Source organism: Streptomyces sp. NPDC002868, assembly GCF_055563295.1.
The window spans coordinates 223128-236190 of record NZ_JBVHDR010000008.1 but is presented as its reverse complement, the minus strand read 5'-3'; the positions used below and the strand labels follow the sequence as shown (position 1 = coordinate 236190).

The following is a 13063-nucleotide window of genomic DNA, read 5'->3' as shown; positions in this document are numbered from 1 at the left end:
GAGCGCCCAGTGAACGCGCTCTTGAACGCAGGGAGAAGACATGGCCAGCAAGGCTGAGAAGATCGTCGCCGGGCTCGGCGGGATCGACAACATCGAAGAGATCGAGGGCTGCATCACCCGCCTCCGTACCGAAGTCGTGGACCCGGCCAAGGTCGACGAGGCCGCCCTCAAGGCAGCCGGAGCCCACGGCGTCGTCAAGATGGGCAACGCGATCCAGGTCGTCATCGGCACCGACGCCGACCCGATCGCCGCCGACATCGAAGACATGATGTGAGCCGCTGAGCCGGCGTACGAGGCCGTACGAGGCGTACCAGGCCGTACGAGAAGGGCCCCGCTCCGGCCGGAGCGGGGCCCTCGCGCATGCGGAACGGCGCCCTCGTACACCCGGTGCGGGTCCTCGTACACGCGGAACGAGGCCCATGCGCACAGCAGCTAGGCTCGACGCCATGTCTCGAATCGACGGCCGCACCCCCGAACAGCTCCGCCCGGTCACCATCGAACGCGGATGGAGCAAGCACGCCGAGGGCTCCGTCCTCATTTCCTTCGGCGACACGAAGGTCTTCTGCACCGCCTCGGTCACCGAAGGCGTCCCGCGCTGGCGCAAGGGCAGCGGCGAAGGCTGGGTCACCGCCGAGTACTCGATGCTGCCGCGCTCCACCAACACCCGCGGCGACCGCGAATCCGTACGCGGCAAGATCGGCGGCCGTACGCACGAGATCAGCCGCCTCATCGGCCGTTCCCTGCGCGCCGTCATCGACTACAAGGCGCTCGGCGAGAACACCATCGTCCTGGACTGCGACGTCCTCCAGGCCGACGGCGGCACCCGCACCGCCGCCGTCACCGGCGCGTACGTCGCTCTCGCCGACGCCGTCGCCTGGGCCCAGGCCAAGAAGCTCGTCAAGGCCGGCCGCAAGCCGCTCATCGGTACCGTCGCCGCCGTCAGCGTCGGCATCGTCGACGGCACTCCGCTCCTCGACCTCTGTTACGAGGAGGATGTGCGCGCCGAGACCGACATGAACGTCGTCTGCACCGGCGACGGCCGCTTCGTCGAGGTCCAGGGCACCGCCGAGGCCGAGCCCTTCGACCGCAAGGAGCTCAACGCGCTCCTCGACCTCGCGACCGGCGGCTGCGCCGACCTGGCCGCGCTCCAGCTCGAGGCGCTCGGTTCGAGCGAGTCGCTCGGACAGTTCGGGTAAAGAAGCAACCAAGAACGCGCCACTGGGCGTCGATAGAGTCACGGGCGCACGGGCCGAACCGTGCGCCCGTCCGTATCCGGGAGGACAGCTCCATGTCTGCGCGCCGCCGAATAGCTCTCACACTCGCCACCGCCGCTCTGATCGTCCCCGTCACCGTCGGCTGCGCCGCCATCGACAAGGCACTCGACTGCGTCGAGACCGCCGACGCGATCGCCACCAGCGTCGACAAGCTCCAGCAGGCCGTCTCCAGCGCCGGCGACGACCCGGCACAGGCCCGGCAGGCTCTCGACGACATCGACAAGGAACTGAAGAACCTTGGCGACAAGACCGACAATGCCGACCTGAGCAAGGCCGTCGACGACCTGAACGCCGGCGTCGACAACGTCCGCAAGGCGATCGAGAACGGCGACACCACCCCGGACATCAAGCCCGTCACCGACGCCGCGGGCGAGATCGGCAAGGTCTGCACACCCTGATAATCGGGGCATGACCCGTCTGATCCTCGCCACCCGCAACGCCGGAAAAATCACCGAACTCAAGGCCATCCTCGCCGACGCGGGCCTCACCCACGACCTCGTCGGCGCGGATGCCTACCCCGACATCCCCGACGTCAAGGAAACCGGCGTCACCTTCGCCGAGAACGCCCTGCTCAAGGCGCACGCCCTGGCCCAGGCCACCGGCCTGCCGGCCGTCGCCGACGACTCGGGCCTCTGTGTCGACGTACTCGGCGGCGCGCCCGGCATCTTCTCCGCCCGGTGGGCGGGCAGCCACGGCGACGACACGGCCAACCTGAACCTGCTGCTGGCCCAGCTCGCCGACATCGACGAGGCCCACCGCGGCGCCCACTTCGCGTGCGCGGCGGCCCTGGCCCTCCCGGACGGCACCGAACGCGTCGTGGAGGGCCGCCTGCTGGGCACCCTGCGCCACGGGCCCTCGGGTACGGGCGGCTTCGGGTACGACCCGATTCTGCAGCCGGAGGGCGAGACGCGTACGTGCGCGGAGCTGACCCCGGAAGAGAAGAACGCGATCAGCCATAGGGGGAAGGCGTTCAGGGCGCTGGTGCCGGTGGTGCGGGAGCTGCTGGGCTGACCCACGCCGAAGGGCGCGGCACCGATGCGGTGCTGCGCCCTTCGCTGTGGGCCCGGTGGGACTCGAACCCACGACACACCGGACCTAAACCGGCGCCCTCTTGGCCAGCTGGGGTACGGACCCGCGGCGCCCACTGTACTGTGCCTCGCCACGAGGGTTCGAGAAGGATCTTGTCTGGCTGTGGCATGACGGGCAGAGGAAGCGCAGGTTTTCCAATCGGTTGTCGAGACGGTCGCCGTTGATGTGGTCGATCTCCAGGACGAGCAGCTTGCCCTGCCAGGTGTTCCCGGTGCCGCACTCGCCGCATGCCTGGCGTACCCCCGACTCGTCGAGCGCGCGGCGCAGCAGCGCGGTCTTCGTCCGTGGAGATCCGGGTTCGAGTCGTCGAAGGATCTCCGCAGCGGCTTTGCGCGTGGGTGACGGCCGGCCACGCCGATGAGCCTTCCCCACGAAGTGGGCCGTGGAGATGCCGTGGATGGCGAGGCTTCGCCGTACACGAGCGCGCCCGGCGCCGTCACTGGGGCAGCCCAGAGCGCGAAGCACGCCGGCCAGGCTGTACGACTCCGCGACGGCTCTGGCGAGCTCGTCTCGCGGAAAGAGTTCCTTCGGCGTGTTTCCGCGCCGCCCGGTGAAGTGAGACGTGTCGATCCCGAATCGCTCGAGCTTCCGGCGGAGGTGGCTGTACACACTGTCGTAGGGCGCGACACCCATGAACTCCAGCATCTCGCGGATGTTGTGTGAACTGGCTGCGGCTTCAGCGAGCAGTTCCCGCGAGTACGAGTGGGGCTTGCGCCGGGGGAGGGGTTCATTGTCAAAGTGCGAGGTGTCGATGCCGTACTGCCCCAACCGGTCCCGCAGATACCTATAGGGGCCGCTGCCCAGGGGCACGTCCAGCCTGCGCAGCAGGTCGACGAGGCTCGTGGCGGTGGCGGCAGTCCGGACCAGCAAGTCGCGAGGGTACTTGTGGCCATTGCTCATGCCGCATGCCTCCGATTGCGGCCACGGTAAGTGTCCGTCACCGCATGGCAGTTGGGGCAGAGCAGCCGGAGGTTCTGCGGGCGGTTGTCCCACCAGTCGCCGTTGCGATGGTCGACTTCGAGCCGGAGCGGTTTGCCGTTCCACTCCGTGCCGGTGCCACATATTGCGCACGACTCCTGAATCCCGGTCCGGAGCAGTTCGCGGCGCAGGCGTTCGCCGGGGATCCTGCCGTCGGCCGGCGAGCCCAGGACAAGTCGGTTCCCGAGGGAACCCTTCGGTCGGCCCCGGGGAGCGCGCAGGAAGTGTGACGTGTCGATGCGCAAGGCGGCTATCCGACGGCCGATGTGAGCCTGGTTGCCGCCCACGGGGTTGATTCCCAATCGACGTACGACCTCGGCCACGCTCCTGGAACAGGCGACCAGTCCGCGCAATGTCTCCTCGGTATGACGCACTCGGGCGGGGGTGAAGTGCGACGTGTCTATGCCTGCCTCCGCCATCTTGGCGCGGATGTAGCGCCTGCTGCCCGGCGTCGGGTTGCCGCCGCACCAGCGGACGGCGTCGTCGAAGTTCGTCGTCTCGCGGGCCGCCTCGTCGAGTAGCTCCCGGGTGTACCTGACCGGCATGGGTCCCCTCCGTCCCCCGGCCGCGCGTTCGCAGCCTCCCACTGAGTAACGAAGCGTTTATCGGATGGTCACGTCCGGAATACGGAAGGGCCCGCACCGCCTGCCGGTGCGGGCCCTTCCGGGAACACGGGACCTCAGACGCCGAGGTCCTTGATGATCTTGGCGACATGGCCCGTCGCCTTCACGTTGTACAGCGCCCGCTCGACCTTGCCCTCCTCGTCGACCACGACTGTCGAGCGGATGACACCGGTCACCGTCTTGCCGTACAGCTTCTTCTCGCCGAACGCGCCGTACGCCTCCAGGGTCTCCTTGGACGGGTCCCCGACCAGCGTGACCTTCAGGCTCTCCTTGTCGCGGAACTTCGCCAGCTTCTCCGGCTTGTCCGGCGATACGCCGATGACGTCGTAGCCCGCGCCCGCCAGCAGGTCCAGGTTGTCCGTGAAGTCGCAGGCCTGCTTGGTGCAGCCGGGCGTCAGTGCCGCCGGGTAGAAGTAGACGATCACCTTCCGGCCCTTGTGGTCGGCGAGCGAAACCTCGTTGCCGTCCGCGTCGGGCAGGGTGAAGGCCGGGGCCGTGTCGCCGGGCTGGAGTCGCTCGCTCATGGTTCTCCTCGGGGGACGTGAGGGTGTACGCCGTCGAGCGTAATAGGGGTGCCATGGGGTGCGGGCGCGGCCGAGCTGACAGACTGTCGAGGAAGGACTACCGGACACGACCACGGAGGCAGCGCGGTGTCGGATGCCAGGACCCCTGCGCAGATCGAGGCGGACATCGTCCGCAGGCGCGACCAGCTTGCCGAGACGCTCGACGAGATCGGGGTGCGCATGCACCCGAAGACGGTCATCGGTGACGCGAAGGCCAGGGTCGCCTCGGCTGTGGACCAGACCGCGGGTCGTGCTTTCGTCGCGATGAACCGCACGGTGTCCGACATCAAGGCGCAGTTCGTGACGGAAAAAGGCGCGCCCCGGCTGGAGCGGGTGGTTCCGGTGGCGCTGCTGGCCGTGGGGCTCGTGAGCCTGCTCGCCGTGTCGGCGAGAAGGCGACGGGCGTGACCCTCGGGCGTACGGAATGCTCCCGGGCAGGTAGGTTCAAGGCGTGAGCGACAATACCCACCACGACAAGCTGCCCATCCGGATGCTGCACGACCGCGTGCTGGTGAGGACCGACATCCCGGAGGGCGAGCGGCGTTCCAGCGGCGGCATCGTCATTCCGGCGACAGCGGCGGTCGGCAGGCGTCTGGCCTGGGCCGAGGTGGTAGCCGTCGGGCAGAACGTGCGCACCGTGGAGCCGGGCGACCGGGTGCTGTACGACCCCGAGGACCGCGCCGAGGTCGAGGTGCGGGGCGTGGCGTACGTACTGATGCGGGAGCGCGATCTGCACGCGGTCGCGGCGGACCGTTTCCAGGGTTCCGAGGACTCCACCGGGCTGTATCTGTAGCGCCTGTGCCTTGAGCACCTGCGCCTTGAGAACCTGCGCCTTGAGAACGTGTAAAGGCGCAGGTCAGGACTTTGCTATCGTTGGCTGATCCCGACGAGACGCGTCGTACCGGGTCATGCAAAGACGACGCACCCCGCTGAAGTTCCGCGTCTCGGAGGTGCCGTCATGGCCTGGGTTCTGCTTGTTGTCGCCGGTCTGCTCGAGGTCGGCTGGTCGATCGGGATGAAGTTCACCGACGGGTTCACCCGGCTGTGGCCGAGCGTGTTCACCGGACTCGGGATCGTCGCCAGCATGATGCTGCTCTCCCACGCCGCCAAGACCCTGCCGATAGGTACGGCGTACGGCGTCTGGGTCGGCATCGGCGCGGCCGGTGCGGCGGTCGTCGGCATGATGGCGCTGAACGAGCCCGCGACCGCCGCGCGGCTCTTCTTCGTCTGTCTGCTGCTGGTTGCCGTGGTGGGGCTGAAGGCGACCTCGGGTCACTGACTTGCCGGCTCACCGGGGCCGGGCGGTACGGGTGGGTGTGGGCCAGCTGCCCGCGCTCCCCGTCGGCCGCGCCCCCTTCGGTCTCACCCTCTTCGGTCTCACCGCCGTCGGTTGTTCCGCCGGTGTCCGTGCCCTCGTCGGCCTCACCGTCGTCCGTCGTCTCCCCGTCGGTGGTGCCCCTGTCCGTCTGCCCCTCGTTCTCGCCCTCTGTCTCCCCTGGCGCCTCGTCCGGCGATTCCGGCTCCTCCTCCTGCGACGCCTCGTCCGGCGGCTCCTCCTCCACCGGCTCCTCCTCCACCGGCTCCTCTTCTTCCTCCTCCGCGCCCTCCTGCAGGTCCAGGTCGAACTCCTCGATCTCGGAGCCCTCCAGCGCGGCGCCCGTGAACTGGCCCCAGATCTTCGCCGGCGCCCCGCCGCCGTTGATCCTCGGCAGCCCCAGCGCGCCATACAGCGGCTTCTGCACACCCGTGGCCGGGTCCTGGCCCATCACCGCGACCACCGTCGCCAGTGTCGGGGTGTAGCCCGCGAACCAGGCCGCCTTGTCCTCCTCCGCGGTGCCCGTCTTGCCCGCGGCGGGGCGGCCGGCCGACCGGGCCGCGGTGCCGGTGCCTTCGTCGACCACGCTCTGCAGGATCGAGGTGGTGGTGTCGGCGGCCTCGCGGCTGACGGCCTGCTCGCTGTCCTCCTCGGGCAGCCGGACGTCGAGGCCGTTCTTGGTGACCTTCTCGACGAGGGTGTACGTGCCGTGCCTGCCGTGGTTGGCGAGCGTCGCGTACGCCTCCGCCATGTCGAGGACGCTCGCGGTGGCGGGGCCCAGCGCGATGGAGGGGGAGGCGTTCAGATCCGGGGTGCTCGCGGGGATCCCGAGGTCGATCGCGGTCCGCCTGACCCTGGTGGGGCCGACGTCCATGGCCATCTGCGCGTACACCGCGTTGACGGACTTGTCGGTGGCGGTGCGGACGGTGATCGGGCCGTACGAGATGTAGTCCTCGTTCTCGGGGGCGTACGGATTGCCGCTCCAGCCCTCGACCGTACGCCTGTTGGTGCCGTCGTAGACGGTGTTGGGCGTGATGGTCCGGCCGTCCTGGGTGCTCGACCCGTTCTCGACAGCCGCGGTGAAGACGAACGGTTTGAAAGTGGAGCCGACTTGGTAGTCGCGGCGGGTCGCGTTGTTGACGTACTGCTTGGTGTAGTCGACGCCGCCGTACATGGCGACGACCTTGCCGCCGGCCGGGTCGATGGACGCTCCGCCTACGCGGACGTTGCGGTCCGCCTTGCGGTCTGAGTCCAGCTTGGACATCACCTGGTCGTCGACGGCCTCGGCGAGCGCGTCCTGCTTCTGCCGCTCCAGCGTGGTGGTGATCCGGTAGCCGCCGGTGGCCAGGGTGTTCTCGTCGATGATCTCGTTGTTGGTGAGGTAGTCCTCGACGGCCTGGACGATATAGCCGCGCTGGCCCGACAGCGCGGTCGGGGGCTTCGCCGTCTGCGGCATGGGGAACTTCATGGCCGCTCGGGCGGCGGGGCTGAGCCACTTCTTCTTGACCATGCCGTCGAGCGTGTAGTTCCAGCGGCCGAGCGCGGCCGCCCGGTTCTCCGGGTGCGTGGCGATGTCGTACGCGCTGGGGGCGTTGAGCAGCGAGGCCAGGTACGCGCCCTTCGCGGTGTCGATGTCCTGGACGTCCTCGCCGTAGTAGGCATGGGCGGCGGCCTGGATGCCGTACGCGTTGCGCCCGAAGTAGCTGGTGTTGAGATATCCCTGCAGGATGTCGTTCTTGCTCTCCTCGCGGCCCAGCTTGATCGCGATGAAGAACTCCTTCCACTTCCGCGAGATGGTCTGCTCCTGGCCCAGGTAGTAGTTCTTTACGTACTGCTGAGTGATGGTGGAGCCGGACTGTTTGCCCTTGCCGGTGAGGGTGTTCCAGGCGGCGCGGACCATGGCCTTGGGGTCGACGGCGCGCGCGGAGTAGAAGTCCCGGTTCTCGGCGGCCAGTACGGCCCGCTGCACCGGAAGGGGTACCTGCGCGAGGGTCACGTTCTCCCGGTTGACCTCGCCGTCGCGGGCGATCTGGGTGCCGTCCTCGTAGAGGTAGACATTCGACTGGGCGGTGGCCGTGGCGTTGGCGGGCGGGATGTCGACGAGCTTGTAGCCGGCCAGGAAGCCGCCGATCAGCAGCAGGGCGACGATCAGAAGCGTACCGAGCGCCATCCGCCAGGTGGGGATGGCGCGACGCCAGCCGGTGCGCTTGCGGCGGGGCGCGAAGCCCTTCTTCTCGAGTGCGGCCGGCGGTCCGACGACGGTCGCGTCCCGGGGTTTCCAGCCCTGCTGCTTTGGCTCCTCGCTCATACGCACATACTGCACTTTTCGGTGGGTCAACCCGCGGACCCGGCAGGCGTAAAAGCGCTCGCGGCGGCTCGCCCCGCTGGGCTAGGGTCGTGCGCTTTGGTGCCCGCGTGCGGAGGGGGGAATCGACGTGCGGCTGTACGCGGTCGTCGCCGCCGGTGGGTTCCGGCGCTATGCGACGTACCGGATCGCGACGGCGGCAGGGGTGTTCACCAACACCGTCTTCGGCTTCATCATGGCGTACACCTATACGGCCCTATGGGACGAGCGCCCGCAGCTGGGCGGGTACGACCTCTCCCAGGCGCTCACCTATGTGTGGCTGGGACAGGCGCTGCTGATGACCTGCGCCATGATGGGCGGCGGTTTCGAGGACGAGCTGATGGAGCGGATCCGCACCGGCGACATCGCGATCGACCTCTACCGGCCCGCCGACCTTCAACTGTGGTGGCTTTCGGGCGACTTGGGGCGCGCGGCCTTCCACCTCATGGGCCGCGGCATCGTGCCGATGGCGCTCGGCGCGCTCGCCTTCGACCTTGCGCTGCCGAGCTCGCCGCTGACCTGGCTCGCCTTCCTGGTGTCGGTGGCGCTGGGCGTGGTGGTGAGCTTCGCGGTCCGGTTCCTGGTGGCGCTCTCCGCGTTCTGGCTGATGGACGGGGCCGGGGTGATGCAGATCTGCTGGCTGGCCGGGCTGTTCTTCTCCGGGATGCTGCTGCCGCTGAACCTCTTCCCCGGCACCCTGGGCGAAGTGGCCCGGGCGCTGCCCTGGTCCTCGCTGCTCCAGGTCCCGGCGGACGTCTTCCTCGGCAAGCACACCGGCTGGGGGCTGGTGCAGGCGTACGCCTTCCAGGGCGGCTGGGCGCTGGCGCTGCTGGCCGCCGGGCGGGCCCTGCAGACCGTCGCGACCCGCAGGGTGGTGGTCCAGGGTGGCTGACGCGCTCTCCAATGGACTGCGGGCTTACGGCCTGATCGCCGCGATGTGGATCCGCTCCACGATGGCGTACCGCGCGTCGTTCGTGATGACGGCGCTCGGGAACTTCGCCGCGACCGCCTTCGACTTCGTCGCCATCCTGCTGATGTTCTCGCACGTGGACGCGCTGGGCGGCTACACCCTGGGCGAGATCGCCTTTCTGTACGGCGCGTCGGGCACCGCCTTCGGCCTCGCCGACCTGGTGATGGGCTCGATGAACCGGCTCGGGCGGCGGGTGCGTGACGGCACGCTGGACACGCTGCTGGTGCGTCCGGTGCCGGTGCTCGCCCAGGTGGCGGCGGACCGGTTCGCCCTGCGCCGGCTGGGCCGGATCACCCAGGGGCTGCTGATCTTCGGCTACGGAGTGCTCGTCCTCGACATCGAGTGGACGCCACTGCGGGTGCTGATGGTGCCGATGATGCTGCTCAGCGGGGCGGCGATCTTCTCGGCGCTGTACGTGGCGGGGGCGGCGTTCCAGTTCTGGGCGCAGGACGCCTCCGAGGTGCAGAACTCCTTCACGTACGGCGGGAACACGCTGCTCCAGTACCCGCCGACGCTCTTCGCGAAGGACCTGGTGCGCGGGGTGACCTTCGTGGTGCCGCTGGCCTTCGTCAACTGGCTGCCCGCGCTGTATGTGCTGGGACGGCCCTACCCGCTGGACCTGCCGCCGTGGCTCGCCTTCCTGCCGCCCGTGGTCGCCGCGGTCTGCTGCTGGCTGGCCGCCCTCGCCTGGCGCGTCGGCCTTCGTTCGTACCGGAGCACAGGGAGCTGAGGGTGGATCTCGCCGAGGGGGACTTCATGGACTTCATCGAACTCGACGGCGTCGAGAAGGTCTTCGACGTACGACGGAAAACCGGCCGGCTGCGCCGCGAGAAGCAGCAGGTGCGGGCCGTCGACGGGATCAGCTTCCGGGTGCCGCGCGGCGAGATGGTCGGCTACATCGGCCCGAACGGCGCCGGGAAGTCCACCACCATCAAGATGCTGACGGGCATTCTGACCCCGAGCGGCGGGCGGCTGCGGGTCGCGGGCATCGACCCGTCCCGGGAGCGTACGAGGCTGGCGCAGCGGATCGGCGTGGTCTTCGGGCAGCGTACGACCCTGTGGTGGGATCTGCCGCTGAAGGACTCGTACCGCCTGGTGCACCGGATGTACCGGATCCCCGACAAGCGGTTTCGCGAGAATCTCGATCGCTGTGTCGAACTCCTGGACCTGGCCGAGCTGTTGGACGTGCCGGTGCGCCAGCTCTCGCTCGGGCAGCGGATGCGCGGCGACATCGCGGCGGCGCTGCTGCACGACCCCGAGGTGCTGTATCTGGACGAGCCGACCATCGGCCTCGATGTGATCTCCAAGGCGAGGGTCCGGGACTTCCTGCGGGACCTGAACGCCGAGCGGGCCACGACGGTGCTGCTCACGACGCACGATCTGACCGACATCGAGCAGCTGTGCAAGCGCGTGATGGTGATCGACCACGGGCGGCTGATGTACGACGGGGCGCTCGCCGGGCTCCATGAGGTGGGGGAGAGCGAGCGGACGCTGGTGGTGGACCTGGAGCGCGAGCTGCCGCCGATCGTCCTCGACTCCGCTCGTACGGTGAAGGTCGAGGGCCCCCGCCAGTGGCTGGCCTTCCCGGCCTCCCAGTCGGCGGCGCCGCTGGTGGCCGCGCTGGCCGACACATATCCGCTGGTGGACCTGTCGGTGCGGGAGCCGGACATCGAGGCGGTGATCGCGAAAATGTACGCGGAGAGGTCGGGGCTTTAGCGCAGAGACCGGGGCTGTAAGCGTGGCGCGGGCTTGACTAGGCTGCTGACCATGACGAGCGAACTCCCTGAAATGCGCGCTTCGGACTCCGAGCGCGAAAGGGTGGCCGAGCGGCTGCGCGATGCGGTGGCGGAGGGGCGGCTCGACATGGAGGAGTTCGAGCAGCGTCTCGACGCGGCCTACAGGGCGCGTACGCACGGCGACTTGGAGCCACTGGTCAGCGATCTTCCCGCGGCGGGCACGGTGTTGGCGTCACCGGCGGTCGCCGCCGGATCGGGCAGCTGGGCCGCGCGCGTCGGCGGCCCGGCCACCTCGAAGGGGGCCTTCGCGTTCTGGGGCGGCTTCGTACGCAAGGGCACCTGGACGGTGGCCCGTAGGTTCACCAGCTTCACGATGATGGGCGGCGGCGAACTCGACCTGCGGGAAGCCCGTTTCGAGGACCGGGTGACCGTGATCCGCTGCATCGCGATCATGGGCGGGGTCAATATCGTCGTGCCGCCCGACCTGAACGTCGAGGTCAACGGCATCGGCTTCATGGGCGGCTTCGGCGAACAGGGCGAGGGCAGACCGGACCCGGCGGCGCCGCGCCTGATCGTCTCCGGCTTCGCGCTGATGGGCGGCGTGGGCGTGGAACGCAAGCGCACCCGGGCGGAGAAGCAGCGGCTCAAGGCGGAGCGCGAAGAGGAGAAGCGGGGGCGGCTGGAGAAGGGCGACCGCAAGGAGCTCGACTGAGCGGGGAGTGTGCCGTCGTCCGGGGTGAGTGCCTGCGGGGGTGTGCCGGGCCGCTCCGGGAGTGCCTGCAAGGGTGAGCCCGGGCCCGCTCCGGGAGTGCCGGCTGGGGGCGGCGCGAGCCCGCCGTCACAGCCGCGCCGGGTCCACCGCCTTGGCCATCCGCGCGTAACCGGCGTCGCTCGGGTGGAGATGGTCGCCCGAGTCGTAGCGCGGGCGCAGCCGGTTCGGTGCGTACGGATCGCGCAGTGTCCGGTCGAAATCGACGACCGCGTCGAAGATCCCACCCGCGCGGACGATCGCGTTGACCTGGTCGCGTACGGACTCGACGGCGGGCGTGCAGCGGCGGTGTCCGCCGCAGGGCAGCAGCGTCGCGCCGATGACGCGCAGGCCGCGTTCGTGTGCCCGGTGGGCGAGTTCGGCGAACCCGGTCGTGATCGTGTCGGCGGTGGGGGTACGCGGGGAGTGCAGCAGGTCGTTGATGCCGATTGCGACGATCACGGTCCTGGCCCCGGACCGGGCGAGTACATCGCGGTCGAAGCGGGCGAGGGTGCTGGGGCCGCGGCCTTCGGCGAGCAGGCGGTTGCCGCTGATGCCCTGGTTGAGGACGCCGTAGTGGCTCGCGCCCCGGCGGGCCAGCCGGTCGGCGAGGACGTCCGGCCAGCGGCGGTTGGCGTCGGCGGTGGAGGTGACCCCGTCGGTGATCGAGTCGCCGACGACGACCACCGCGCCGCGTGCGTCCCGGGTCAGCACGTCGACGGCGGTGAGGTGATGCCAGGCGCGGGTCCTGCCGGTGTACGCGTCCCCGCTGACGTCCTGCGTACGGTCGCCGTCCGCGACGTACGACGTCTGGCGCGCGCGTGGGTGGATGGTGACGGGCCCGTCGGCGGCATGCACCGTGACCAGCAGATCACTGTCGTGCGGGATCTCCAGCACGACGGGGTCGCTGACCCACTGGCCGCCGGCCGCGATTGTGACGGCTTCGGCGCCCTGGAACGTCACGCGGCGCAGGGTGGCGGGCACGGCGGCGGGGCCGCGGCCCGCGCGGACGGCGAGCGAGACGTGGGCTATCTCGAGCGGGCGGCGGCCGAGGAGGTTGGAGAGGGTGAGCCGGGCGGCGACGCCGCCGATGCTGGTGTGGACGACATTGCGTATGGAGCGGCCGGTGGTGGTGCGAGCCGTGCCGGTTGTGGTGGCTGCGGCCTCGACGGGGGCGGCGGACCAGGTGCCGACCCAGACGGCGGGCGCGGCGGCGGGCGTACGGACGGCTGTCCGGCCCTGTGCGGCCCCGACTCCGAGGTATATCGCGCCGCAAATGAGGACCACGACGGCGGTGAGGGCAGCGAGGGTCGCGTACCCACGGCGTTTGTGCATGAGCACATCATGCGACATGTCGTGGGAACTCGATGTGCGCCCCGGGAGTACCTGAGGTAGGGACTATTGCGTACGGGACGCGCGCGGA

Annotated in this window: 15 protein-coding genes, 1 tRNA gene, 1 pseudogene and 1 riboswitch; of the genes and pseudogenes, 11 read left to right on the top strand and 6 right to left on the bottom strand. The window is 69.6% G+C overall.

Going from position 1 to position 13063, the window contains the following annotated elements; all coding sequences use genetic code 11:
* The first annotated feature begins 40 nt into the window (after window positions 1-40).
* The 4 genes from ACZ3H8_RS24480 to rdgB all read left to right on the top strand — a co-directional run bounded on the left by ACZ3H8_RS24480 (window position 41) and on the right by rdgB (window position 2285).
* The gene (locus tag ACZ3H8_RS24480; RefSeq protein WP_307663158.1) at window positions 41-274 is read left to right on the top strand and encodes a PTS sugar transporter subunit IIB; all 234 of its coding nucleotides are present in this window, start codon (window positions 41-43) and stop codon (window positions 272-274) included.
* Between the two features lie 172 nt (window positions 275-446).
* The gene (rph, locus tag ACZ3H8_RS24475; protein ID WP_467405172.1) at window positions 447-1196 is read left to right on the top strand and encodes a ribonuclease PH; all 750 of its coding nucleotides are present in this window, start codon (window positions 447-449) and stop codon (window positions 1194-1196) included.
* Window positions 1197-1288: 92 nt separating this feature from the next.
* A complete protein-coding gene (locus tag ACZ3H8_RS24470) occupies window positions 1289-1672 on the top strand; it encodes a hypothetical protein (protein ID WP_467405170.1) in 384 nt (127 codons plus the stop codon).
* Between the two features lie 10 nt (window positions 1673-1682).
* A complete protein-coding gene (gene rdgB, locus ACZ3H8_RS24465; RefSeq protein WP_467405167.1) occupies window positions 1683-2285 on the top strand; it encodes an RdgB/HAM1 family non-canonical purine NTP pyrophosphatase in 603 nt (200 codons plus the stop codon).
* A gap of 47 nt (window positions 2286-2332) precedes the next feature.
* Here rdgB and ACZ3H8_RS24460 read toward each other — a convergent pair.
* From ACZ3H8_RS24460 to bcp, 4 genes are all read right to left on the bottom strand, one after another.
* Window positions 2333-2408, bottom strand: a tRNA-Leu gene (locus ACZ3H8_RS24460).
* Entirely contained in the window at window positions 2370-2996 is a 627-nt protein-coding gene (locus ACZ3H8_RS24455) for an HNH endonuclease signature motif containing protein (protein ID WP_467405464.1), read from the bottom strand. The genes ACZ3H8_RS24460 and ACZ3H8_RS24455 overlap by 39 nt, the downstream gene beginning before the upstream one ends.
* A gap of 263 nt (window positions 2997-3259) precedes the next feature.
* Window positions 3260-3886 (bottom strand): HNH endonuclease, encoded by a 627-nt coding sequence (locus ACZ3H8_RS24450; protein WP_467405166.1) that lies wholly within the window; start codon window positions 3884-3886, stop codon window positions 3260-3262.
* Window positions 3887-4020: 134 nt separating this feature from the next.
* Window positions 4021-4488 carry a thioredoxin-dependent thiol peroxidase gene (gene bcp / locus ACZ3H8_RS24445; RefSeq protein ID WP_307663162.1) on the bottom strand — a complete coding sequence of 156 codons (468 nt, stop codon included), beginning with the start codon at window positions 4486-4488 and terminating at the stop codon, window positions 4021-4023.
* A 126-nt stretch (window positions 4489-4614) separates the two neighbouring features.
* Between bcp and ACZ3H8_RS24440 the strand changes: the two genes are divergently transcribed.
* From ACZ3H8_RS24440 to ACZ3H8_RS24430, 3 genes are all read left to right on the top strand, one after another.
* On the top strand, window positions 4615-4935 hold the full coding sequence (locus ACZ3H8_RS24440; protein ID WP_467405163.1) for a DUF3618 domain-containing protein: 321 nt from the start codon (window positions 4615-4617) through the stop codon (window positions 4933-4935).
* A gap of 43 nt (window positions 4936-4978) precedes the next feature.
* Window positions 4979-5320 (top strand): GroES family chaperonin, encoded by a 342-nt coding sequence (locus ACZ3H8_RS24435; RefSeq protein ID WP_307663164.1) that lies wholly within the window; start codon window positions 4979-4981, stop codon window positions 5318-5320.
* Window positions 5321-5388: 68 nt separating this feature from the next.
* Window positions 5389-5453: riboswitch (guanidine-III (ykkC-III) riboswitch) on the top strand.
* A 32-nt stretch (window positions 5454-5485) separates the two neighbouring features.
* Complete coding sequence (locus tag ACZ3H8_RS24430; protein ID WP_467405161.1) at window positions 5486-5806, top strand: DMT family transporter; 321 nt, start codon at window positions 5486-5488, stop codon at window positions 5804-5806.
* 49 nt (window positions 5807-5855) lie between these two features.
* Here the strand turns inward: ACZ3H8_RS24430 and ACZ3H8_RS24425 are convergent.
* Window positions 5856-8150, bottom strand: a pseudogene (locus ACZ3H8_RS24425) (transglycosylase domain-containing protein); the annotation flags it as partial.
* 127 nt (window positions 8151-8277) lie between these two features.
* On the opposite strand from ACZ3H8_RS24425, the gene ACZ3H8_RS24420 reads away from it, so the two are divergent.
* Genes ACZ3H8_RS24420 through ACZ3H8_RS24405 form a run of 4 tightly spaced genes read left to right on the top strand, consistent with a single transcriptional unit; the run spans window position 8278 to window position 11604 of the window.
* A complete protein-coding gene (locus tag ACZ3H8_RS24420) occupies window positions 8278-9078 on the top strand; it encodes an ABC transporter permease (RefSeq protein WP_467405159.1) in 801 nt (266 codons plus the stop codon).
* A 43-nt stretch (window positions 9079-9121) separates the two neighbouring features.
* Window positions 9122-9886 carry an ABC transporter permease gene (locus ACZ3H8_RS24415; RefSeq protein WP_467405462.1) on the top strand — a complete coding sequence of 255 codons (765 nt, stop codon included), beginning with the start codon at window positions 9122-9124 and terminating at the stop codon, window positions 9884-9886.
* Window positions 9887-9912: 26 nt separating this feature from the next.
* A complete protein-coding gene (locus ACZ3H8_RS24410; protein WP_467405459.1) occupies window positions 9913-10872 on the top strand; it encodes an ABC transporter ATP-binding protein in 960 nt (319 codons plus the stop codon).
* 51 nt (window positions 10873-10923) lie between these two features.
* On the top strand, window positions 10924-11604 hold the full coding sequence (locus ACZ3H8_RS24405; protein WP_467405157.1) for a DUF1707 SHOCT-like domain-containing protein: 681 nt from the start codon (window positions 10924-10926) through the stop codon (window positions 11602-11604).
* A gap of 126 nt (window positions 11605-11730) precedes the next feature.
* Here the strand turns inward: ACZ3H8_RS24405 and ACZ3H8_RS24400 are convergent, their stop codons facing one another.
* Window positions 11731-12975, bottom strand: a complete 1245-nt coding sequence (locus ACZ3H8_RS24400; protein WP_467405155.1) for an SGNH/GDSL hydrolase family protein — start codon at window positions 12973-12975, stop codon at window positions 11731-11733.
* Between the last annotated feature and the right edge of the window lie 88 nt (window positions 12976-13063).